The 21,677-nt window shown below is 70.8% G+C and carries 21 protein-coding genes; 13 read left to right on the top strand and 8 right to left on the bottom strand.

The window, feature by feature from the left end; all coding sequences use genetic code 11:
- Nucleotides 1–49: 49 nt before the first annotated feature.
- The 4 genes from FDO65_RS20815 to FDO65_RS20800 form a co-directional block, all read right to left on the bottom strand.
- On the bottom strand, nt 50–2,578 hold the full coding sequence (locus FDO65_RS20815; RefSeq protein WP_240757769.1) for a pyruvate, phosphate dikinase: 2,529 nt from the start codon (nt 2,576–2,578) through the stop codon (nt 50–52).
- Nucleotides 2,575–3,192 (bottom strand): hypothetical protein, encoded by a 618-nt coding sequence (locus FDO65_RS20810; RefSeq protein WP_137451669.1) that lies wholly within the window; start codon nt 3,190–3,192, stop codon nt 2,575–2,577. Before FDO65_RS20810 ends, FDO65_RS20815 begins: the two co-directional genes overlap by 4 nt.
- A gap of 112 nt (nt 3,193–3,304) precedes the next feature.
- The gene (locus FDO65_RS20805) at nt 3,305–4,750 is read right to left on the bottom strand and encodes a hypothetical protein (RefSeq protein ID WP_137451668.1); all 1,446 of its coding nucleotides are present in this window, start codon (nt 4,748–4,750) and stop codon (nt 3,305–3,307) included.
- Between the two features lie 53 nt (nt 4,751–4,803).
- Nucleotides 4,804–5,223, bottom strand: coding sequence for a PEP-utilizing enzyme (locus FDO65_RS20800; protein WP_137451667.1), 420 nt, complete (start codon nt 5,221–5,223; stop codon nt 4,804–4,806).
- A gap of 321 nt (nt 5,224–5,544) precedes the next feature.
- Here FDO65_RS20800 and FDO65_RS20795 point away from each other — a divergent pair, with 321 nt between their 5' ends.
- Together FDO65_RS20795 and FDO65_RS20790 are read left to right on the top strand one after the other, a co-directional pair.
- Nucleotides 5,545–6,300 (top strand): GAF and ANTAR domain-containing protein, encoded by a 756-nt coding sequence (locus tag FDO65_RS20795; RefSeq protein WP_166442327.1) that lies wholly within the window; start codon nt 5,545–5,547, stop codon nt 6,298–6,300.
- Nucleotides 6,301–6,488: 188 nt separating this feature from the next.
- Nucleotides 6,489–6,962: a hypothetical protein gene (locus tag FDO65_RS20790; protein WP_137451665.1), complete on the top strand. Its 474-nt coding sequence runs from the start codon at nt 6,489–6,491 to the stop codon at nt 6,960–6,962.
- Nucleotides 6,963–6,977: 15 nt separating this feature from the next.
- On the opposite strand, the gene FDO65_RS20785 is transcribed toward FDO65_RS20790, so the two are convergent.
- Entirely contained in the window at nt 6,978–7,613 is a 636-nt protein-coding gene (locus tag FDO65_RS20785) for an NADPH-dependent F420 reductase (protein WP_137451664.1), read from the bottom strand.
- Nucleotides 7,614–7,764: 151 nt separating this feature from the next.
- Between FDO65_RS20785 and FDO65_RS20780 the strand changes: the two genes are divergently transcribed.
- Both FDO65_RS20780 and FDO65_RS20775 read left to right on the top strand, forming a co-directional pair.
- Nucleotides 7,765–8,337, top strand: coding sequence for a dihydrofolate reductase family protein (locus FDO65_RS20780; RefSeq protein ID WP_137451663.1), 573 nt, complete (start codon nt 7,765–7,767; stop codon nt 8,335–8,337).
- A 59-nt stretch (nt 8,338–8,396) separates the two neighbouring features.
- Nucleotides 8,397–9,233 (top strand): PaaX family transcriptional regulator, encoded by an 837-nt coding sequence (locus tag FDO65_RS20775; RefSeq protein ID WP_137451662.1) that lies wholly within the window; start codon nt 8,397–8,399, stop codon nt 9,231–9,233.
- A gap of 88 nt (nt 9,234–9,321) precedes the next feature.
- Here the strand turns inward: FDO65_RS20775 and FDO65_RS20770 are convergent, their stop codons facing one another.
- On the bottom strand, nt 9,322–10,725 hold the full coding sequence (locus FDO65_RS20770) for an MFS transporter (RefSeq protein WP_137451661.1): 1,404 nt from the start codon (nt 10,723–10,725) through the stop codon (nt 9,322–9,324).
- Between the two features lie 266 nt (nt 10,726–10,991).
- Nucleotides 10,992–11,579: a TetR/AcrR family transcriptional regulator gene (locus FDO65_RS20765; protein WP_137451660.1), complete on the bottom strand. Its 588-nt coding sequence runs from the start codon at nt 11,577–11,579 to the stop codon at nt 10,992–10,994.
- A gap of 256 nt (nt 11,580–11,835) precedes the next feature.
- Between FDO65_RS20765 and FDO65_RS20760 the strand changes: the two genes are divergently transcribed.
- The 5 genes from FDO65_RS20760 (at nt 11,836) to folD (ending at nt 16,658) form a co-directional block, all read left to right on the top strand.
- Complete coding sequence (locus FDO65_RS20760; protein ID WP_137451659.1) at nt 11,836–13,269, top strand: aminomethyltransferase family protein; 1,434 nt, start codon at nt 11,836–11,838, stop codon at nt 13,267–13,269.
- On the top strand, nt 13,266–13,985 hold the full coding sequence (locus tag FDO65_RS20755; RefSeq protein WP_137451658.1) for an alpha/beta fold hydrolase: 720 nt from the start codon (nt 13,266–13,268) through the stop codon (nt 13,983–13,985). The genes FDO65_RS20760 and FDO65_RS20755 overlap by 4 nt, the downstream gene beginning before the upstream one ends.
- A gap of 13 nt (nt 13,986–13,998) precedes the next feature.
- The gene (locus tag FDO65_RS20750) at nt 13,999–14,853 is read left to right on the top strand and encodes a methylenetetrahydrofolate reductase (RefSeq protein WP_137451657.1); all 855 of its coding nucleotides are present in this window, start codon (nt 13,999–14,001) and stop codon (nt 14,851–14,853) included.
- A gap of 62 nt (nt 14,854–14,915) precedes the next feature.
- Nucleotides 14,916–15,791, top strand: a complete 876-nt coding sequence (purU, locus tag FDO65_RS20745; RefSeq protein ID WP_137451728.1) for a formyltetrahydrofolate deformylase — start codon at nt 14,916–14,918, stop codon at nt 15,789–15,791.
- Between the two features lie 9 nt (nt 15,792–15,800).
- Nucleotides 15,801–16,658: a bifunctional methylenetetrahydrofolate dehydrogenase/methenyltetrahydrofolate cyclohydrolase FolD gene (gene folD, locus FDO65_RS20740; RefSeq protein WP_137451656.1), complete on the top strand. Its 858-nt coding sequence runs from the start codon at nt 15,801–15,803 to the stop codon at nt 16,656–16,658.
- 25 nt (nt 16,659–16,683) lie between these two features.
- On the opposite strand, the gene FDO65_RS20735 is transcribed toward folD, so the two are convergent.
- Nucleotides 16,684–17,592: a LysR family transcriptional regulator gene (locus FDO65_RS20735; RefSeq protein WP_137451655.1), complete on the bottom strand. Its 909-nt coding sequence runs from the start codon at nt 17,590–17,592 to the stop codon at nt 16,684–16,686.
- A gap of 91 nt (nt 17,593–17,683) precedes the next feature.
- Between FDO65_RS20735 and FDO65_RS20730 the strand changes: the two genes are divergently transcribed.
- The 4 genes from FDO65_RS20730 (at nt 17,684) to FDO65_RS20715 (ending at nt 21,651) form a co-directional block, all read left to right on the top strand.
- Nucleotides 17,684–18,598, top strand: coding sequence for an EamA family transporter (locus FDO65_RS20730; protein WP_137451727.1), 915 nt, complete (start codon nt 17,684–17,686; stop codon nt 18,596–18,598).
- Nucleotides 18,599–18,653: 55 nt separating this feature from the next.
- Nucleotides 18,654–19,205, top strand: a complete 552-nt coding sequence (locus FDO65_RS20725; RefSeq protein ID WP_137451654.1) for a hypothetical protein — start codon at nt 18,654–18,656, stop codon at nt 19,203–19,205.
- A 191-nt stretch (nt 19,206–19,396) separates the two neighbouring features.
- Nucleotides 19,397–20,368, top strand: coding sequence for a hypothetical protein (locus FDO65_RS20720; RefSeq protein WP_137451653.1), 972 nt, complete (start codon nt 19,397–19,399; stop codon nt 20,366–20,368).
- A 113-nt stretch (nt 20,369–20,481) separates the two neighbouring features.
- A complete protein-coding gene (locus FDO65_RS20715) occupies nt 20,482–21,651 on the top strand; it encodes a hypothetical protein (RefSeq protein WP_137451652.1) in 1,170 nt (389 codons plus the stop codon).
- The last annotated feature ends 26 nt before the right edge of the window (nt 21,652–21,677 follow it).

The raw sequence follows: 21,677 nt of genomic DNA, 5'->3' as shown, positions 1-21,677 counted from the left end.
GGACCGCTGTGCAGGAGGTGCGCGGTCCCCGGCCCGGCCGGCGGTGGCGTCAGCGCCCGGTCGCGGCTCGTCCCAACGCCACCTGCAGGGGGCGGGTCTCGCCGGTCGAGATGGCGAACCGGCGGAAGCCGAGTGCGTGGAGTTGGGACACCAGGCCCTGGCTGACCTCGCCCGAGATGCGCACGCCGACCCGCACGCCGTTCCGGCCGTCGATGGCGGCGACGTCGGCGAGCAGGCGTTCGGCGACAGGGTCCAGGGTGGTCCGCGGATCGGTGGCCAGCAGGCCGCGGCGCACGTACTCGTCCAGCGGTTCGGCGGTCAGCAGGAGCCGGGCCGGCAGACCGAACAGCGCGGCCTGCAGGGCGCGCGTCTCCACCCACACGACGTCGCCGGCCGCGGCGATACCGTCGATCCGGTCGATCCCCCGCGGGCTGGTCAGGTAGGAACCGACAGCGATGCCCGGGGCGATGCGGTCCGCGGTGTCGCGCAGCAGCTGCGCCTCCGCGGGGTCGGTGAGGTGCCGCACGGCCAGGTGCACCCGGGGGGTTCCGTCGACGGCGGCGACCGCCCGGTGCAGCCCGGCCAGCTGGGCCTCGATGAGGGCCAGCCGCCCCAGCGGCAGCGATAGCTCCGGGTGCCGGGTGGTCACCGCGGTCTGCTGGAGCAGCTCGCGGGATTCGTCGGCGACCAGATCGATGGCGCGGACGCCGATCGCGATGTCACCGGCCGCTCGGAGCAGCGGCGTCATCTCGCGGGCGATCAGTTCGGCGAAGTCGTCGAACTCGGGGGCACCCGGTCCGGGCGCGGCCAGCAGGTGATCGATGAGCCCGTCGAGGTGCCCGGTGGCGGCGAGGACGTCATCGATCGCGGTGACCAGTCCGTCGGCCCCGGCGGAACGGGCCGCCTCGACGTCGTCGACCAGGGTGACCCGGCTGAGGACCTCGCACCCGGAGGCCCGCCGGGCGACGCCCAGCAGCGCGTCCATCGCCGTCGTGGCCGCGGCGGCGGTGGCCACCGCGAAGCTCCCGGTGAACAGCTCGCCGGTCGAGCCGTCCAGGGAGACCTCGTCGCCCTCGGCGACGGTGTGGCCGGCGACGGTCACGGTGCGGGCGGCCGCGTCGATCTGCAGGTCCCCGGCACCGACGACGCAGCAGGTCCCCAGAGCCCGCGCGACGACGGCGGCATGGCTGGTGGACCCGCCGGTCGCGGTGACGATCCCGCGGGCGGCGATCATCCCGTGCAGGTCGGCCGGGCTGGTGACGGCCCGGGCCAGGATGACCGCGCGGCCGTCCTCGGCCTGGGCCTTGGCCCGGTCCGGGTCCAGGACGAGGGTGCCGGTGACCTGGCCGGGGCACGCGCCGATGCCGGTGGTGAGCAGGCGGCCGGCCTCGCGGGCGGACTGCACCTCGGCGTCGTCGAAACCCGGGCGCTGCACCTGCCGGACCTGTTCGGGGGTGACCGACCGCAGCGCCGCCGCGGCGTCGGCGACACCTTCGGCGACCAGGTCGGCGGCGATGCGCACCGCGGCCTCCGGGGTGCGCTTGGCGCTGCGCACCTGCAGCAGGAACAGCTCCGAACGCTCCACGGTGAACTCGATGTCGAGCACGTCGGCCTGTGCGCGCTCGAGATCGGCGGCAGTGGCGCGCAGTTCGTCCAGCAGGGCGGGTGCCAACGCCTCGGCCACCGGGTCCGGGGTGCGGACGCCGGCGACCACGTCCTCGCCCTGGCTGTGGGCGAGATACTCGCCGAACAGGCCCGGCTCCCCGGTCACCGGGTTCCGGGTGAAGACCACCCCGGAGCCCGAGTCGTCGGACAGATTGCCGAACACCATCGACTGGACGACGACCGCGGTGCCGAGGTCGTTGGGGATGCCGTGGAAGTCGCGATAGGTGCGGGCCCGCCGGGTGTTCCACGACCGGAACACCGCCTCGACAGCGCCGAGCAGCTGTTCACGGGGGTCGGCGGGGACGCTGTCCCCGGTGTCCTCGGCCAGCGCCGCCTCGGCCACGGACCAGATCCGTTCGTAGACCACGGCGGGGTCGTCCCCGGCGTCGACCGCCGCGACGGCGTCGGCCACCGCGGGGGCGGATTCCAGTGCGCCCAGGACTGTCTCGGCGTACATGGCGTGGAAACGGGCGACGACATCGGCCACGAAGCGGGCGTCGCCGGTGGCGGCCCCGAGGGCGGCGGCCGACTCCCGGCAGACGCCCAGGTTGAGGATGGTGTCCATCATCCCGGGCATGGAGACGGGGGCGCCGGAGCGCACCGACAGCAGCAGCGGGACCGGGCCGCCGCCGAAGGTCTTGCCGGTGGCCCGCTCCAGCTCGGCCAGCCGGTCCCGGACCTCCTGCGCCAGACCCTCCGGCAGCCGCCGGGCGGTGAGGTACGCCCGGCAGGCCGGGGTCCGCACGACGTACCCGGGCGGTACGCGCAGCCCCTGCTGGGTCATCCGGGCCAGGCCGGATCCCTTGCCGCCCAGGCTGTCCACGTCGGCGGGATCGGCCTCGGCGAAGGTGACGGTGAAGCGTTCGGGCATCGGTGGGGTGGTCTGTTCGGTCGTGGGTGTCGGCGCGCTCATTCGGCGCGTTCCCGTCCGAGGGTGCGGAGCAGGTCCTCGTGGAACTCGAACCAGACGGTGTGGGCCGAGTCCAGGGTCGGCGACGAGACGAACTCGACCCGGCCGGCATCGATCTGGGCCAGGGCGGCAGCGAACCGTTCCGGGTAGCCGGCGAACCGGGGGTCGAATCCGGCCAGCGCGTCGAGTAGCGGCTGCAAGCGGGTGACGAGGCGGTCGACCCGATCGATGATCTTTCCGTCGTACTCAGGATCGGAATGGTCGTTGGTGACCTTCCGACCGCCGACCTCGACCTGTTGCCAGGCCGACATGGTGGTCAGGAACTGGGTGTTGATCGGTTCGAAACGGTCGACCAGGCGCGCGATCTCGTCGTCGGTGCGGAGCCGCGCGTATCGGGTGTCGGCGGTCGACCGCAGGGCCGGTTCCGCGGCGTCGCTCGGCAGGGCCATCCCGCCGGCCAGTACGAGCAGCCCCTGATCGGCCAACGCGGCCAGGGCCCGTTCGGCGGTGCCGATGTCGATCCGGGCGTCGTGGGCGACCACCTCGGCCGACGCCATCTTCTTCAACGCCACGACATTCAGTACGTCGTAATCGGTGTCGTCCAGCGGGTGGACCATCGGAGCACTTCCTCCTGGATCGGCGGGTGGGAGAGCCAGACGCGGCCGACGGGAGCCGTCGACCGCGCCTGTCGTTCTCACCGGTGGTGCAGGAAAAAACAGTGGGCCGGGCCTAGAGCCAACGCCCCTTCGAATTGCCCAGGTCGGCCCCGTCGGAGAAGGGCAGGTATCCCGCGCCGGAGAAGATCTTGCTGGGCACCGTCTCCTGGGCGAAGCCGCGCTTGGTGATGTCGTAGTAGTAGTTGGCCACCCGCTGGTCGATCTCCCACAGGTTGTAGTCCCGGCAGGCCTTGTCGTAGGTGCCGGCCAATCGCAGGTGGGGCAGGATCATGTCGACGTAGTAGACGTACTGGCCGTTCCAGATGAGATCGCGACGGCACATCCGCGACGTCTTGCTGTAGAGCTTGAGCGTCGCCGTCCGGACCCGCTCCAGGTGGCCGGGCAGGTCCTTGATGGGGATGTTGGCGACCTGGCCCATGGGGGTGTTCCACTTCTCCCGCGAGAACACGGCTCCGCCGACGATGGCGTCGATGTAGTTTTTGGGGCGGGTGAAGGTGGTCGAGATGTCGTTGACCCGGATCTCGGCCAGCGACATCTTCTCCGGGTCCAGGACGATCGCCAGGGTGTAGGCGTGCGGCAGGCCGGCGTCGTCACAGACGTCGCTCCAGTGGAAGACCTCCTCGTTGACGAACAGGTCCCGCAGGATCAGCAGATTGCCGTCGGGCAGCTCGTAGGGGCCGGTGTCGCCCAGGCCGAGCCGACAGTCGTAGTGGTCCAGGAACGACAGCAACTCGGCGGCCGCGTTGAACTGGGTGAACGCGGCGTGCTCGGGTCCGCCGGCCTCCAGCGGTTCGATCTGCGCGGTGAGGGTGGCCAGGAAGTCGTCGTCGTGGATCTTGCAGCGGTAGCGGTCCTGCGAGTTCAGCAGATACCCGTCCTGCCGCTTGCCCCACAGCACCCGTTGCATGAACTTGAGGATGTCGTTGGACTCGGAGATGTAGTCGTCGGGTCCGATCGCCTCCAGGGCGAGCAGGCCACACCGGCCCATACCGAAACCGACGGCCCCGATGGCCCAGTCGTGGACCGCGTTGACCTTGGTGCCGATCTCCCGGCGGGCGGTCGCGCCGATGTCCATGATCCCCTGGGCGCCGCCGACCTCGCGGGTGGTCATGCGCAGGATCTCCGGCCACCGGTAGAACTCGTGCATGAAGGCGAGGATCTCGTATTCCTGCCGCGGGATCATGCCGCTCACGCCCTCGGTGGCCCGCATGACCAGGACGTCCCAGATGTTCCAGGCCAGGTAGTTGTTGAGGTCGTTGAGCTCGTCGATCGTGAACTGGTCCTTGCGGACGTCGTCGGCGGTCACCTTCTCGAGGACCTTGCTCTTGGCCCGGGCCCGCATCATCTTGTCGCCCTTGATGCCGTCCGTGACCGGTTCCATGCCGACGAAGTTTCCGGTGTAGGTGAGTTCCTGGAACCGCAGACCCTCGTCCTCGGGTCGGTAGCGGTCGCGGAAGGTCGACCCGGTGGTGGTGCCCTGTGCTGCAGTGGTCGTCATTGACTCGCGCTCCTGTCCGGTGCTGCGTGCTGGCTGAGGGTGGGGTGAGCGGGTCAGTCGTCGGCGAGGACGCGACCGGTCTCGTGGTCGGTGCAGTCGAGCCGGACCCGGCGGCCGTCGAGGGCCTTGGCGATCTCGACGAAATGGGCGTCGTCGGTGTCGCCGACGACGTAGCGCGACTCACTGCTGGACAGGTGGGCGGTCATCACGCAGGGAGTCTGGAACTCGCGGGACAGAATGCCCAGGTGCGACTCGGGGGCGCCGGACATCGTGATCACGCCGATCGCACCCATACTCAGCGCGGGGGCGAGGAACGTGGTGGTGCCGCCGCGGACGAGCAGGATGTGCTCGCCCAGCTTGCCCGACCGGATCAGGCTGATGACGTCGGACGGCGATTCCAGGTACTTCACGGTGCCCGCCGGCGATTTGGTGGTGTCGAAGACGTTGAAACCCTCGGCGAGCACTTCAGCCATGGAACTTCCTCCTTGAAGTTGGGGCGCGACCCGTGGGTGCGGGCACCGGAGCCGAGGATCCGCCACCTCGAGGCCCGGTTGTTGCCGTGGTCACAGTGCCGCTCGTCCGCCGACCGGGCCGATGGACCAGGCCGACAAAAGTAGGCCACGGCATTGTCCGGGATGGACAAGGGGTGTTCGGCGGTCGCCGAGCCCACCGGAGCGCAACAGCAGGAGCGCGATAGGCGCCTCGGTGCCCTACTGTGCGGCCTGAAGCGGACCTCGTGGCGGCGATGTCACGGAATTGATGAAACCGGGCGAAGCTCGCGGAGAGGATTCGACATGACGGAGACGGACACGACGAACGACGCCCCCCTGGCCTCGGGCGCGGTGACGGACGTGCTGAGTGCGCTCATCGAGTACCTGGACGACCTCTCCGAGCGCATCGACAGCCGGCTCGGCCCGACCGCCGGTGTCGCGGTCACCATGGATCTGGACGGCGCGCCGTTCACCGTCGGCGCGAGCACCGAGCTGGCCCGGGCGGTCGACGAACTGCAGTACCGGATCGGCGTCGGGCCGTGTCTGTTCGCGCTGACCGAGGGGGTCGGCCTGTACGTGCCGGACCTCGCCGGGGACGACCGGTGGGGCGAGTACGGCCCGCAGGCGGCGCAACTGGGGGCGGCGAGCTGTGTGTCGGTGCCGGTCCTGCTGCACGGCCGGCCGTCGGCGGTGCTGAAGGTCTACCACCCGGAGGTCGACGGCATCTCGGCCGAGGACCGCTCGACGGCGGCCGCCGCCGCCCCTGAGATCGCCGGCGGGCTGGGGCTGGCCCGGCTGCTGACCCGGCAGGCCCAGAACCTCGACGACCGGACGTCGGCGATGGACAACCGCCGGGTGATCGATCTGGCCCTGGGTGTCCTGATGAACCAGCGCGGCGGCGGGCCGGACGCGGCCTTCACCACCCTGCGGCGGATGTCGCAGGAGAGCAACCGCAAGCTGCGGGACGTCGCCGTGGAGATCCTGGAATCCGTCGCCGCCGGCGAGCCCGTCGGCGGGGCGGCGCCGTTCCACGAGCGGGACAGCCCGGCGCTGCTGTAGTCCCGCCGAGGTCGGCTGACGCTGACGAAGTGGGCCGACGCGGCGGAACGGGGCTGACGCTGCCAACTCGGCATGTGCAGGGCGTTCTGCCCGGTTGCCTGACGACTTCATCAGCGTCGACCATGATCAGCCGCGTCACCCCGCCGCCCGCGACGCTCGACGGAGGCCGGCCGGGGAACCCCACCGGTATGAGTCGCGCACGTGAGGCCCTACCCGGGCAGTCGGGGTTCCTGCTGACCTGGAATCCGCGGTACCGGCCGTCCTACGTCTGGGTCGACGACGCGGCCCGGGCGAGCGCCCGGGGACAGCGGCCGGGCCGGGCCGACTGGGGCAGCGGCGGCCGCAAGCACGGGTACCGGCGGGGCGACCGGGTGTTCCTGCTGCGCCAGGGCGCGGAGCCCCGTGGCATCGTCGGGTGCGGGGTCATCCCGGACGACGGCGGGACGTGGATGGGCGAGCACTGGAACGGCTCCGGCCGGCTCAAGCGGTACGTCGCCGTCGACTGGGAGTTCGTCGTGGATCCGGACGACCCGCTGCCGCTGGACCTGCTGGTGGCCCAGGCGTCGCGGACGACGTGGACACCGCAGGGCAGCGGCACGCGGATCGCCGACGCGGATCTGCCGGTGGTGGAACGGTTGTGGGCCGAGCACCTGGCGGAATAGGTCACCGCGGACAGGTCAGCGGGTGGCGCGGGCCAGGTTCGCGGTCAGCTCGTCGCGGTTCTGCCGCACCACGTACGCGGGCTGGTCACGTTCGACCCGCCAGCTGTCGGCCAGCGGGCCGATGTTGACGGTGTCGTAGCCGAATTCGTCGTACACCCGGGTGACCAGGGCGACCGCGTCGGCGTCGTCACCGGCGGTGGCCAGCGCGCGGCGGTCGGGAGTGCCGGCGGGAGTCCCGTCGGCGAGGATGTCGGCCGCCATGATGTGGTTGAACGCCTTGGCGATCCTGGACTGCGGGAGGTGCTCCTGCAGCATCTGCGACGTGGTGGTCCGCTTGTCCTCCAGGTCGGCGATCCGGCCGTCCCGCTCCCAGTAGTAGTTGTTGGTGTCGAGGACGATCTTGCCGGCGAGCGGCTCGACGGGCACGTCCTGGTAGGCCTTGAGCGGCACTGTGACGACGACGAAGTCGCCGGCCTCGGCCGCCTCCGTCGCGGTCGCGGCCCGAGCCCCGTCGCCCAGGTCGTCGACGAGCTCGGTGAGCGTCTCCGGACCCCGGGAGTTGCTGATGACGACCTGATAGCCCCGGGCGGCGAACCCCCGCGCCAGGGCCGAACCGATGTTGCCTGCTCCGATGATGCCGACTGTGGTCATGCCGGTGGCAACGCGACGGGCGGCGACGCATTCCCGATATGGGCGGTTTCTGCTGCGAGCGGAACGGATGGGGACCACAATCGCCGGGGAGCACTGAACAGCCAGCGCGCCGCGGTCTGTGCTTCACTGCCACACCCGAGGAGCTTCACCGATGCGTCGCGTCACCTACTCCATGAGCACGTCACTGGACGGTTTCATCGTCGGCCCGGACGGCGGGTTCGCCTGGTCGGAGCCGGACGAGGAGGTCTTCCGGACCGCGCAGGACGAGCTGGCCGGTATCGGCGTCATCCTGCTGGGCCGTCGGCTCTACGAGACGATGCTCTACTGGGAGACGGCCGAGCAGGACCAGGACCTGAGCGTCATCGAGCGCGAGTGGGCCGTCAGCTGGCGGGCGTTGCCCAAGATCGTCTTCTCCCGGTCCCTCGCCTCGGTCGAAGGCAGCAACACGCGGCTCGCGACCACTGACCTGGTCGGCGAGATCGAGCGTCTGCGGGCCGAGCCGGTCGACACCGACATCGCCATCGCCGGGGCCACTCTCGCCGCGTCGGCGTCGATGGCCGGGCTGATCGACGAGTACCGGATCCGTCTGTACCCGATCCTGGTCGGCGGCGGGATCCCCTACTTCGCCCGGGACGAGCGCACCGTCCCGCTCGACCTGGTGGAGAGCCGCACGCTGGGCGGACAGGTGCAGTACCTGCGCTACCGCGTCATCCGGGCTGCCTGATCGCCCCGGCACCCTCGCGCCACCTAACCCCGGGTCATCCGCGCGGCGAGAATGGATCGGTGACAGCTGCTCCCCGCTCGTTCGTGCTGGACCTGTTCGGCGACTATCTGCGTTACACCGGGCAGGAGGTCCGCCTGGGGCACATGACCGAGCTGCTCGGGGTCTTCGGGATCGCCCCGGCCGCCGTGCGGATGACACTGTCGCGGCTGCGCCGCGAGAACTGGTTCACCACCCGGCGGGTGGGCCGCGAGACCGTCTACCGGCTCAGCGACGAGATGATCACCCTGCTCGAGCAGGGACGCCGTCGGATCTTCGAGGCGCCCCCGCAGACATGGGACCGAACGTGGACCATGGTCATTTACAGCCTGGCGGAATCCGACCGCGGCGGCCGGGACGAGCTGCGCCGCGCCCTGGCCTGGCACGGCTTCGGGCAGATGGCCACCTCCACGTGGCTGGCCCCGGGCGACCGGCGGGCGGAGATCGAGGCGGCCACCTCCGAGCTCCTCGGCGGCGAGCTGACGGCGCGCATCGACGTCTTCATCTGCGCCGCCCGCGACCATGACCACGATCGGGAGCTCGCTGCCCGGTGCTGGAACCTGCCCTCGCTCGCCGGGGAGTACCAGGAGTTCCTCGACGCGAACGCCGACCTCGCGGCCCACCCGGAGCGCCTCGGCGGGGCTCAGGCGCTGGTGGCACGGACGGAGTTGATCTCCACCTACCGGCAGTTCCCGTTCAGGGACCCCCACCTGCCGATCGGGCTGTGCCCGTCGAACTGGCCCGGTCATCGGGCCTGGGAGCTGTTCACCCGAACCCATGCCGCACTGGGCCCGGCGGCTCGCGCGTACGTCGCCGCCGTGGTGCAGGCCGAGATCTGCGAGCCCCCGCCGGTCGACTGAACGAGAGGGCAGCGTCGTCGTCGACACTGCCCTCGCCCGTCCGAGATGCCCTGACCCAATGGTGTTGTCGCAGCGCGGAAACCTCCGCTCAGCGGGCCGACCGCGCGGCACCGGAGGGCTGCGGCGTGGCGTCGGGGGTGCGACCGGGAACCGATGAGCGGCGGAAGACAAGGCCCGCGGCCGTGGAGAGGAGACTCACGGCCGTCACGTACGCGGCGACCCCCATGATGCCACTGGAGGTCACCATGAGGGACGCAGCGACCAGCGGCGTCACCCCGCCACCGAGAATGGCTCCCACCTGGTAGGCGAAGGACGTGCCGGTGTAGCGCACCTCCACCGGGAACAAGCTGGAGATCGCCGCTCCTGCGGGGACCTGGGTGGCGCTGATGATCACGCCCATGACGGCCATGGCCACGTAGAGCAGGGGCACGCTGCCGGTGGCCAGCACCAGGAAGAAGGGGACGATGCTGACGGTGCGGACCACACCCCAGCCGATGAAGAGGTGGCGCATGCCGCCGGGACGGTCGCCCCGCGTGGCCCACACCGGTGCGGTGAGCGCCCAGGTGATCGCGCCGAGACAGATGGCGCCGAGCAGCTGCGGAGTGTTGTAGCCGACCACGGCTTTTCCCCAGGACAGCACGAACGTCAGGCAGGTGTAGGCGATCGCGGACGATCCGACGATGACGAGCAACGCCCACAGCACGGTGACCGGTCGGGTGGCCAGAAGCTCGGTGAGGGGAGCGCGCCGGGCGTGCTGCTGCTCTCCCGGCAACTCGGCGCTGCGCTTGAGCTCGGCGAACTGCGGGCTCTCGGGCACCCGGACCCGGATCCACAGCCCTACCGCGAGGATCACCACGCTGCCCAGGAACGGCAGACGCCAGCCCCATGCCTGGAAGGCGTCCATGGGCACGAACAGCGTGATGACGAGGAAGACGACGTTGCTGAGCAGCACGCCGAGCGGCACGCCCATCGCCATGATGCCGCCGTAGAAGCTGCGGCGGCCCTCGGGCGCGTGTTCGGTGGACAGCAGGACCGCGCCGCCGAACTCCCCGCCGAGCCCGACACCCTGCAGGAATCGCAGCGTGACGAGCAGGATGGGGGCGGCGATGCCGATCTCGGCGTATGTCGGAAGCAGCCCGATGAGGATGGTGACGACGCCGGTCATGACCAGCGTCGCGATGAGCACGCTGCGCCGCCCGACCCGGTCACCGAGGTGCCCGAACAGGATGGCGCCGATGGGTCGGGCCACGAAGCCGACGGCGACCGTGCTGAAGGCTGCGATGGTGCCCACGGCCGGGTCGAGGGCGGGGAAGAACGCGCCGTTGAGCACCAGGGCCGCGATGACCCCGTAGATGCCGAAGTCGTACCACTCGAGCATGGTGCCGGTGGCGCTGCCCCATGCCGCCCGGCGCGCGACGTGGGCCCGGTCGCGGTCGTCGAGTCGTCGCTGCGGGTGGTCCTCGGGGTGGCGGTCACTACCGGAGTTCGTCATTGAACGCTCCTGGTGGGAAGGGAGTGGGGCCGTCGGGACGGGGCGTCACACCAGCGACCGGGCTCCCGTGCGTGTGGGGGCGCGACTGTGAACGGGGTCGCGGAGGCGGGATAGGACGGCCGGCGGGTGCGGCGCCCTTCACCAGCGGTGACGGCGGCCCTGAGCGTGCAACGTTTTCCGGTCGCTTGTCAATGGTGTGTCACACGTCGACCACATCGTGTCGTGGGCGTCGACACCACCCGTCGACCGGACCGCACCCGCGGGCGTCAGGCCTGCACGCCCCGCAGCGCCATGTCCACCACCGCCGGCGCCCATTGCTCGTCCAGGGGGCGGCCCGCAAGATGCTCGGCGTAGAGAGACCCGATGAGCAGGCTGATGAAGCGCTCGACGTCGAGGCCGGCCGGGAGGGCGCCCCGGTCGACGGCGGCGTGCACCACTTCGGCGAAGTGAGCCCGGCGGGGCAGAAGCGTGCTCTGGCGGATGATGTCGAGCATCTGCCCCGAGCTCGGCTCGTCCGCGAGGCAGCTGCCGATGATGCTCATCCCGCCCACTCGGTCGTACTGGCGGCGCATGGCCTCGAGCCGGCTCACCAGGTCCTGACGCAGGTCGCCCGTGGTCGGGGGCAGGTCGCCCAGCTCGAGGTGCTGGAGGGCGGCGGCGATCAGCTCGTCACGACTGCGCCAGCGCGTGTAGATCGTCACTTTCGACACCCCGGCGGCGACGGCCACGCGGTCCATCGACACCCGCCCCAGGCCCTCCTGGGCCAGCAGGGCGATCGTCGCCTCGAGGACGGCGACGTCCTTGGCGGGGTCCCGCGGTCGCCCACGGCGCACTGCCGCTCCCGTCCCTGTCACCCTGTGGAGGCTAGTCCCGCCCTGGCTTCACGTCGCCGACCCGGTGTGCACCCGGCCTCCGGACATCACCCTTGACGGGTCTCCCGGGCACTGCTATCAATTCCTTACTGCACCGTTCAGTATTAATTTGGTCACCGCCGGGGTCCGCCTTTCGGGACGAGGGACGACCGGCCCCGCGAACGCTCAGGCGATGCGTGCCCGTCCCCGGGCTGACCAGCTGTCCCGTCCAGGTCCTCCCCTTGAAAGGAAGCACCCCATGTCCGTCGCAGGTGGAGCCACACCGGAGTCGCTCCAACAGCTCATCGACCGCACTCCCGATCTGGTCGAGCACTTCAGCAACGACGCCCCCGCCCCGCACTTCGCCCGGTCGGGCAGTCGGTCCGCGGCTTTCATCCCCCCGGCGTTCACCAACTGGCGCGATGAGCAGACGGCCTGGGACGAGACCGCGGCCCTGTTCCATCAGTCCCACCACATGCCCGAGCTGTTCCTGTCCGGCCCCGACGCGCTGCGCCTGCTGGAGCACCTCGGCATCAACAGCGTCGCCAACTTCACCACCGACCGCGCCAAGCAGTACGTGGTCTGCGCCCCCAGCGGCCATGTCATCGGCGACTGCATCGCCTACCGGCTCGGAGAGGACCGCTTCGAGCTGGTCAGCGGCATGCCCCTGCAGGACTGGGTGGCCTTCAACGCCGAGACCGGCGACTGGGACGTCGAGGTGGTGCGTGACGCCCCCTCCAACATCAACCCCACCGGCGGGCGGACCAACTTCCGATTCCAGCTGGACGGTCCCGCGGCCCAGGACATCTTCCGCGAGGTGGTCGAGGGCGAACTGCCCGAGATCGGGTTCTTCCGCACCGCCACTGTGAAGATCGCCGGCGTCGACGTGCTCGTCCTGCGCCACGGTATGGCCGGACATCGCGGCGTGGAGCTGTCCGGACCCTTCGCGCACGAGAACCGCGTCCGGGACGCCATTCTCGAGGTCGGAGCCCGCCATGGCATCAAGCCGGTGGGGACCAGCGCCTACTTCAGCACCCCGTTGTCCAACGCGTGGATGGCCTACCCCGTGCCGGCGATCTTCACCGCCGACGAGCTGCGCGGCTTCCGGGAGTGGCTCCCGGGCGACGGCTGGGAGGCCCGCACCGAGCTCGGCGGCAGCTTCCGCTCCCCGAACATCGAGGACTACTACGCCACCCCCTACGACCTCGGCTACGGCAACATCGTCAAGTTCGACCACGACTTCGTCGGACGCGAGGCCCTGGAGGCCATCACCCCCGAGCAGCGCCGCACCAAGGTGAGCCTGGTGTGGAACCGCGAGGACGTCGCCAAGGTCCTCGCCTCGCAGTTCGGCCCCGGACCCCGTTACAAGTCCATCGAGATGCCGGTCGCCTACTACGCGTGGAACCAGTTCGACGAGGTGCGCAGCACCGCCGGGGAATTCGCCGGGGTCTCCTGCCACGCCGGCTACCTCAACCCCGAGGGTGAGCTGCTCTCCCTGGCGATGCTCCATCACGGTCACGCCACCATCGGCGACGAGGTCGTGCTGACCTGGGGCGAGCCCGACGGCGGCTCCCGCAAGCCTCAGGTGGAGCGCCACGAGCAGACCACCATCCGCGCGACCGTCGCCCCGGCGCCCTACGCCTCCTCGGTCCAGAACATGATGCGCGCCGGTGCCACGGCGGTGAAGGCGTGAAGGGCAGCACCGTCGTCCTGGTGGGCGGGGCGTGGCACGGCGGATGGGCGTGGCGTGGTGTGGCCCAGCATCTGCGTGCTGCCGGCAAGACCGTCCTGACGCCGACCCTGCCGGGTCTTGCGGACGGTGACGACCCGCGCGGACTCTCCCTGGCCGACACCGGTCGCGCACTGGTTGACCTCGTGGAGCGCAACGACCTGCACGACGTCACCCTGGTCGCGCACAGCTGGGGTGGCTACCCGGTGGCCGCCGCCGCACCCGCGCTCTCGGGTCGCCTCGCCGATGTCGTCTTCTGGAGCGCCTTCGTCCCCCGGAGCGGTGTGTCCCTGTTCGACGAGGTGCCCCAGGGGTACCGGGATCTGTTCTCCGCCCTGGCCGCGTCGTCGTCCGACAACACCGTCGCGCTTCCGCTGGAGGTCTGGCGGCAGGGGTTCATGAACGACGCCTCCGAGCAAGTGCAGGACATGATCCACCAGCTGCTCGTCCCGCAGCCGTACCAGTACTTCACCGAGGCGGTCGACCACGTCGACCCGCACAGCTGGGGTGTCCCGCTGTCCTACGTGCTGAGTGAGGGCGACGTCGGCCTGCCCCCCGGCGACGACGGGTGGGGCAAGTTCATCGCCCGGCTCGGTGTGCCGGCGCTGTCCGCGCCGGGCAGCCACGAGGCGCTCTTCACGGAGCCGGCCGATTTGGCCGCCGCGCTCCTGCGAACGTGAGGAGAGCCGGGCGATGACCCAGGACAATCCGACCCGCACGGCAGCCGACCTGCTGACCGGCGCATCCCTGGAGATGACCGGTAAGGACGCCCCCGGGCTGCAGGAGGCCGCCGACCTCCTGCAGCCGGGCACCCGTATCAACGTCACCTATCTGGGCACCGAGGACGACGCCCTGCGCCTCGACGGGGTGCGGGCCGTTCGGCAGCAGGGACTGGTGCCGGTTCCGCACATCGCCGCCCGCCGCCTGCGCTCCGTCGAGGGCCTGGCCGGCTATTGCCGGGCCCTGGCGGAAGCCGACGCCATCATCGAGGTACTCGTGGTGGGTGGTGACCCGGCCTCGCCCGAAGGTCCCTTCCCCGACGCACTCTCGGTGATCCGCTCCGGAGTGCTCACCGAGTCGGGCGTACGCGGTGTGGGGGTCACCGGTTATCCGGACGGGCACCCGGCCATCCGCCCGGAGATCCTCTGGGCGGCACTCGATGCCAAGGTGGCCGAGGTGGCCGCGCAGGGCCTCGAAGGCAGCATCAACACGCAGTTCGGCTTCGACGCCACCACCGTGCTGGCCTGGTTGGAGCAGGTGCGGGAACGCGGGATCGACGTGCCGGTGCGGGTGGGCATCCCCGGTCCCGCCGGGGTGAAGCGACTACTCGGGTACGCCAAGCGTTTCGGCGTGGGCACCAGCACGAGCATCCTGCGCAAGTACGGGTTGTCGATGGCCAACCTCATGAGCACCGCTGGACCGGATCGCTTCGTGAACCAGCTCGCGGACCGGTACGACCCCGCCCGCCACGGCGACGTGGCGCTGCACTTCTACACGTTCGGCGGTCTGCGAGCGACCGCCCAATGGATCCAGGAGACACGGCGATGACCAGCGCCACCGCCACGAAGGCGACGACAGCAGCAGCGACACCCGTCCCGAGCCGGTCGGTCATGCCGGGCGGCGCCGCGCAGCACGGCGACCTGGGGCGCCTGCTCATCCGCTGCCAGGACGGCCCCGGCATCGTCGCGGCCGTCGGCACGTTCCTGGCCGGGGCCGGCGCCAACGTGGTGTCCCTGGCCCAGCACTCCACCGCCCCCGAGGGCGGAACTTTCTTCCAGCGCACCGAGTTCCGGCTGCCCGCCCTGTCGGCAGCGCGAGATCAACTGCAGAGGGACTTCGCCGAACAGGTGGCGGCGCCCTTCGGCATGGACTTCACCCTGCGCGAGGCGAGCAAGCCCCTGCGGGTCGCCATCATGGTGTCCAAGACCGACCACTGCGCCCTGGACCTGCTGTGGCGTCACCGCCGCGGCGAGCTGCCCATGACCGTGGCCATGGTCATCTCCAACCACCCCGATCTGGCCGACGACGTGCGCGGCTTCGGGGTGCCCTTCTTCCACGTGCCCGCCACGAGGGACAACCGCGCCGAGGCGGAGGAACGGGTCCTGGAGCTGGTGGCCGGCAACGTCGACCTCGTGGTGCTCGCCCGCTACATGCAGATCATCACCCCGTCGTTCCTGGATCGGGTGGGCTGCCCGCTCATCAACATCCACCACTCCTTCCTGCCGGCCTTCATCGGCGCCGGTCCCTACGCCAAGGCGAAGGAACGAGGAGTGAAGCTGGTCGGCGCCACCGCGCACTACGTCACCGCCGATCTGGACGAGGGTCCGATCATCGAGCAGGACGTCGTGCGGGTGTCCCACCGCGACGCGGCCGGCGACCTGGCGCGTCTGGGCGCCGATGTCGAGCGCGCCGTGCTCTCGCGCGCCGTCAGGTGGCACCTGGAGGACCGCATCGCGCGCGACGGCAACACGACCGTCGTCTTCTGAGGCGGGCCCATGACCACGCTCATCGACGGCCGGAGCATCGCCGCGGAGGTCCGCGCGGAGGTGGCGGCCGGAGTCGCGCAGCTCGTGGCCGCGCGAGGTGCGCCGCCCGGACTCGCCACAGTGCTCGTGGGTGACGACCCCGCGTCCCAGGTCTACATCCGCAGCAAACGCGCGGCGTGCACCCATGCCGGAATGGTGGATCTGCACCGTCACCTACCGGTGAACGTCAGCCAGCAGGAAGCCTGCGCGGTCCTGGACGAGCTCGCCGGGGACCCCGCCGTGTCCGGGATCCTGCTCCAACTGCCCTTGCCGCCGCACCTGGACGCCGAGGCGCTTCTCGCGCGGATCCCGGCAGCCAAGGATGTCGACGGCCTCACGACCGCCAACGCCGGCCTGCTGGCGCAGGGGCGTCCGGGTCTTCGTCCCTGCACACCGGCCGGCGTGGTGCGGCTGCTCGACCGCTGCGGCGTGGAACTGCGCGGAGCCGAGGCGGTCGTCGTCGGCCGTTCCCTGCTGGTCGGTCGGCCGATGGCCCAGCTCCTGCTGCAGCGGGACGCCACCGTGACCCTCGCCCACTCCCGCACCCGCGACCTGGCGCGGGTGTGCCTGCGAGCCGATGTGCTGGTGGTGGCGGCGGGCATCCCGCAGCTCATCGGCGCGGACGCGGTCAAGCCCGGCGCGACCGTCATCGATGTCGGCATCCACCGGGTCGACGGCGCGCTGGTGGGCGACGTCGATGCCCGCGCAGTGACCGGGGTCGCCGGACACCTCTCCCCGGTCCCTGGGGGTGTCGGCCCGATGACCATCGCCATGCTCCTGGCCAACACCCTCGCTGCCGCCGAGGAGCAGGGGAAGCTGGGTGCGTGACGGGCGGCGGCCCGCACCGACGCCGTCAGGGCATCGCAACGGCCCGTGATCCCGGCTGCCTGATCGTCCGCTGCCGGGCCAGGTCGACGAACGCCCGGGCCGCCGGTGAGGGGTTGAACGCGCTCCACGCCAGATACTCGATGCGGGCGGGACCACCGGTCACGGGGATGGTGCGCAGGGCCGGGTCGTCCCCGACGACGGCCGGAGACAGCAGCGCCACCACCAGGCCCTGCCGGACCAGGTCGAGGATCAGGTCGGTGTTCATGGCCTCGAAGGCGACGTCGCGGCGGAGCCCGGCCGCCGCGAAGGCGAGGTCTGTCGGCGCCCGACCCGAGGTGCCGGCCGGGAAGTCGACGAACGTCTCGTCGGCCAGCTCGGCCAGCCGCAGTCGTCGGCGCCCGGCCAGGGCGTGACTACTGGAGACGACGGCGACGAGCCGCTCGCGGATGAGGGTGCGGGTCTGCACACCGCGCGGGGTGACCGAGTCGGCCAGGCCGAGGACGGCGGCGTCCATCGCGCCGGCGCTGATCGCCCGCACGAAGTCGTCACTGCTGCCCCCGCGCAGGGCGATGGTGGCGGCCGGGTGGGCTCGGTGGAAGTCGGCGAGCGCGGCGGGGACGTCGATCGCGGTCACGGTGGGGATGACGCCGACAGTGAGGGGGCCGCGGATCTGGCCGGTGGCGGCGGCGGCATCGGTGATCGCGCGCTGCGCGGCGTCCAGGCTGAGACGGGCGGCGGCGACGAAGGCCTCGCCGGCGGCGGTGGGTTCGACCCGCCGACTGGACCGGGCGAACAGGGCAACCCCGATTTCCCGCTCCAGCGCTTTGATCTGGTGGCTCAGCGCGGACTGCACGACGAAACACCTTTCGGCGGCCCGCGTGAAACTGCGTTCCTCGGCGACGGCGATCACGTAGCGCATCTGTTGCAGTTCCACGCACTAATGATCGCGGTTCATCGTTGTCATGCCAACGATGTGTTGGACTCATGACTGCTCTCGCACCCACCATCGACGGGTGACCAGCACCATGAGCCCGGCCCCGGCGGTGGCCGCCCCGTCGTCCTCCCGCCTGGGGTGGACGGCGTTGACCGCGCTCGCCCCGGCGATCTGGGGCTCGACCTACCTGGTGACCACCCACCTGCTGCCCGCCGGGCACCCGTTGTTCGCCGCTCTGCTGCGGTCGCTCCCGGCCGGGATCATCGCGCTGCTCATCGCCCGCCGGCTGCCACGCGGTTCGTGGTGGTGGAAGAGCCTGGTGCTCGGGACCTTGAACATGGCGGCGTTCTTCCCGCTACTGTTCGTCTCCGCCCAGCACCTGCCGGGCGGAGTGGCCGCGACGCTCGCCGCGACCCAACCCATCCTCATCGCCTTCCTGGCCGTCGGCGTACTGCACGAACGGCTGTCGACGTGGCGGGTGGCGTGGGGGGTCGTCGGCGTGGTCGGGGTCGCCATGGTCGTCCTCGGACCGGGTGCGGCGCTCAGCCCAGTCGGGGTGCTGGCCGGCCTGGGCGGGGCCGCGTCGATGTCGGTGGGCGTCGTCCTGACCAAGCGATGGGGACGACCGCCAGGCGTCTCGGCCGTCGGCCTGGCCGGGTGGCAGCTGACCGCGGCCGGGGTGGTGCTGCTGGTCCCGGCGCTGGTCGTCGACGGCGTCCCGGCCGGTCTGGGCCTGCCCGCGGTGGCCGGGTACCTGTGGCTGGGGCTGTTCGGTGCGCTGCTGACGTACTCGATCTGGTTCGCCGGGATCCGCCGGTTGCCGGTGACGTCGACCGCGCTGCTCGGCCTGCTGTCGCCCCTGATGGCGGCGGCGCTCGGAGCCCTCATCGCCGGTGAGCGGCTGACCGTCGTGCATCTGGCGGGGTTCGCGATCGCGCTGGCCGCGATGGTGGCCGGACAGCTGAGACCCCCGGCACGTGGCCGGGTTCCGATGAGCCGGTCTTGACCCGACGGCCGCGCGGGCCGAGCGGTACCCAGCGGCCGATGCTGTACTGGTCGATGTGTCCCTGGACGATCAGCCGGCTCGCCTGGACGGGCGACGCCCGACCCGCCCCCCGGGCGACCGCTGGCGGCCCTGGTGGGTGGTGGGAACTCCCGGTCAGATCGTCTGGTTCGGGGTCATGACCTGCATCTGGACCTTCATCACGGTCGACAACCTGGTGACGTGGCACCGCCCTCGGGACTACTGGTTTATCGGGGTGCAGGCCCTGCTGTGGGTCGTGGTGATCGTCAACATCGTTGCCTGGTTCACCCGACGGGAGGTCATCCGTCGCCCCGAGGTGCCGATGAACCGCACCGGCAAGGCGGTGATGATCACCGGTGCGCTGGTCGGGACCGCCGGCGCTGTCGTCCCCGGCTTGCTCATCGCGGAGCGGCCGGTGATGGCCCTGGCCGTGTTGGTCGTCGGGGTCGCGTCCGGTGCCGCGCTGATCGCCTGGTCGCGCCGAATCGTGCATCGGACGCAGCGATGGGCGAGTTCAACAGGGAACGCCCGGCTGGGTGGCGGGACCCGTGCAACCGTTCGCCGGGGGCGTCCCGTCGTGAACCCATGAGCACTGTGCCAATTCGGACTCGGCCTCATCGCCTGCTGGGGTCCGCCGTGACCGTGGCCGTTCTGGTCGCGGCGTGCGGGACGCCCCAGGGCGTCTCGTCACCCGGCGGGACCGGCACCGGGGCCGACCCGACGGCAGGAACACGAGCTCATCTGGCGGGCTACGTCCAGGCCGACCCGTGGAGTCCCTCGGTGACGATCGACGGAGGCCTCCGCACCGGGCCCGACCGGTACTGCGGAGGTCTGGCGCACACGGACGACGGCTTCACCCTGCTGACCGATGCCGATGAAGTGGCCGGCGTGATGGTCTGTGGGGTAGGCCCCGGTGAGTTGCCCGGCGATGGCGTCTGGGCGGTGGTCAGCGAACATCGCGTGCCGGACGACCAGCTGCCGGCTCTGGTCGATGCCCTCCGCCAACCGAACTACACGCAAGCCCAGGCCTCGGTCGACCTCTGCGAGGACTACGGGGTCATCATTCCCATGTTCACCATCACCACCGCCCGCGGCGAACTGCTGCAGGGCGCGGTCCCGTCGGACGGTTGCCACCCCAGCGAGGCGGCCGTCGGAATCCTGACGGGGGCGATGCTCCACGAGCCTGCGGTCGACAGCTGGCGCACTCGGCAGGTGTCCGATGAGGCCTCGGTGACGACGGACTGCACCCAGCGAGCCGACACGCTGACGGAGTCCTCTCCCAGTCCAGGGGAGCCGGTCCTGGAAGAGCTGACCTATCGGCTGGCCGAGCTGAAGGGAGCGAACACCGCACCCGAGGGCGCATCGGTGTGCCTGTACGGGCCCAGCGGCCCCGTGGCCATCTCAGCGATGGACGATCCCGGGAACGTCTCCGACCGGCTGCCGAACAGCCAGCAGGGGGCCGGTTTCATCGACGCCGGTCTCCGCGACCAGCTGATGAACGGCATCTCCCCCACCGCACCCGCCGGCCAGTCGGACTGCGCCCTCAGCCAGCCGTGGCCGCCGGGATCCGACGGCGCGACATATCTTCGGCTGTCCGGGGTCTCCGTCACGGACGGGAAACGAGAGGTCGGAATCCCTTTCCTCTACGTCGAAGTCGGACCCTGCGGACGGGTCATCGATGGCGAGTACCGCCCGGTCGGATGGGCGGACTCCGGCGTCATCACTCAGATACGTCAGGCCATCGGCGGCTGAATCCGCCGACGCGCAACTGCTCCGCGCGGGTCGACGTCGGCCGAAAGTTCATCGCCCCACGACGACAACAGTCAAGTTGGCCGGCATCACGAGCCTGGTGCAACCGACGGACGGTGCAGTCCCGTCGTGAAGGCATGGGCGCTGTGTCGGTCTCGTGGTGGTCATTCGTCCGCGCCGCGGCGCTTGTTCTGACCGCGGTCCTGCTGACCGAAGCATGCACGTCACAGGACACCGCACCCGCAACGGCGACATCCTCCGCGCCGACTACCGGCACGCCGCCGGATGATGTCGCTGCGGATCCCTGGGGGGCTCCCGTCCTCATTCGTGAACCCGTCCCGTTCGGACCCGAGCGGTACTGCGGGGGCCTGGCGCACACCGAGACGGGGTTCGCTTTGCTCTCGCCGTCAGACGTGGTCACCGGGATCACTGTCTGCGGCGTCGCCGAGGCGGCACTACCGGGCGACGGAATCTGGGCCGTAGTCACTGAGCACCGGGTCCCGGACGATCAGCTTCCTTCCCTCGTCGAGGCACTGCGACAGAGAAACTTCGAGGCCCCACAGCCCCCCGGTTCCGGCTGCGCCGCCTACGCGGTCCTCGTCCCCATGTTCACGGTGACCACCGCGGACGGTCGCCTGTCGCAGGGCGCGGTGCCGTCGGACGGTTGCCACCCGCAGATGCCCGCTGTCGACATTCTGCGATCGGTCGTCTCCGAGCAACCCGTCGTCGACCGGTGGCGCACCGTCTTCGTGAAGAACGAACTCTGGTTGACCAGGGGATGCCCGGCCTTCGCGGCGACCCTCCGACAACTGCACCCCACCCAGCCGGATCTGACCACCGAAGCGCTGACCCGGCGTCGGACCCAGTTGGCGATGGCGGCGGCGTCGCCCGACGGCGCTTCGGTCTGCCTCTACGGACCGAGCGGTCCTATCGAGAGCCGTGGAACGGAGCTTGCAGCGGCCGTGGCCGAGGCCGGGTCGGCGAAGCGCCGCGCGACGGGTCGGGTCGACGCCACCGTCCTCGACCGGTTCCTGACCGGCATCGTGGTCACAACACCGGAAGGACTCGACGACTGCGAGTTGTCCCATCCGTGGCCCCCAGAGCAGGAAGGGACATACCTGCAGATGTCGGCGGCAGCGACCACCGAGCCGGGCGGGCCGGGCGCGAGCACGCCGTTCCTCTTCGTGGAAGTCGGTGCCTGTGGCCGGGTCCTGGACGGCGACCATCAGCCTGTCGGCTGGGCCGACCGGACACTGGTGGCCGAGATTCGCTCCACCCTCGGCTGATTTCGTGAGTGTTTGGGCCTGCGAGC

This window comes from Nakamurella flava (genome assembly GCF_005298075.1).
Lineage (GTDB): Bacteria > Actinomycetota > Actinomycetes > Mycobacteriales > Nakamurellaceae > Nakamurella > Nakamurella flava.
Note: the sequence above shows the minus strand (reverse complement) of the source record. Positions and strands in the feature narration are given on the sequence as shown.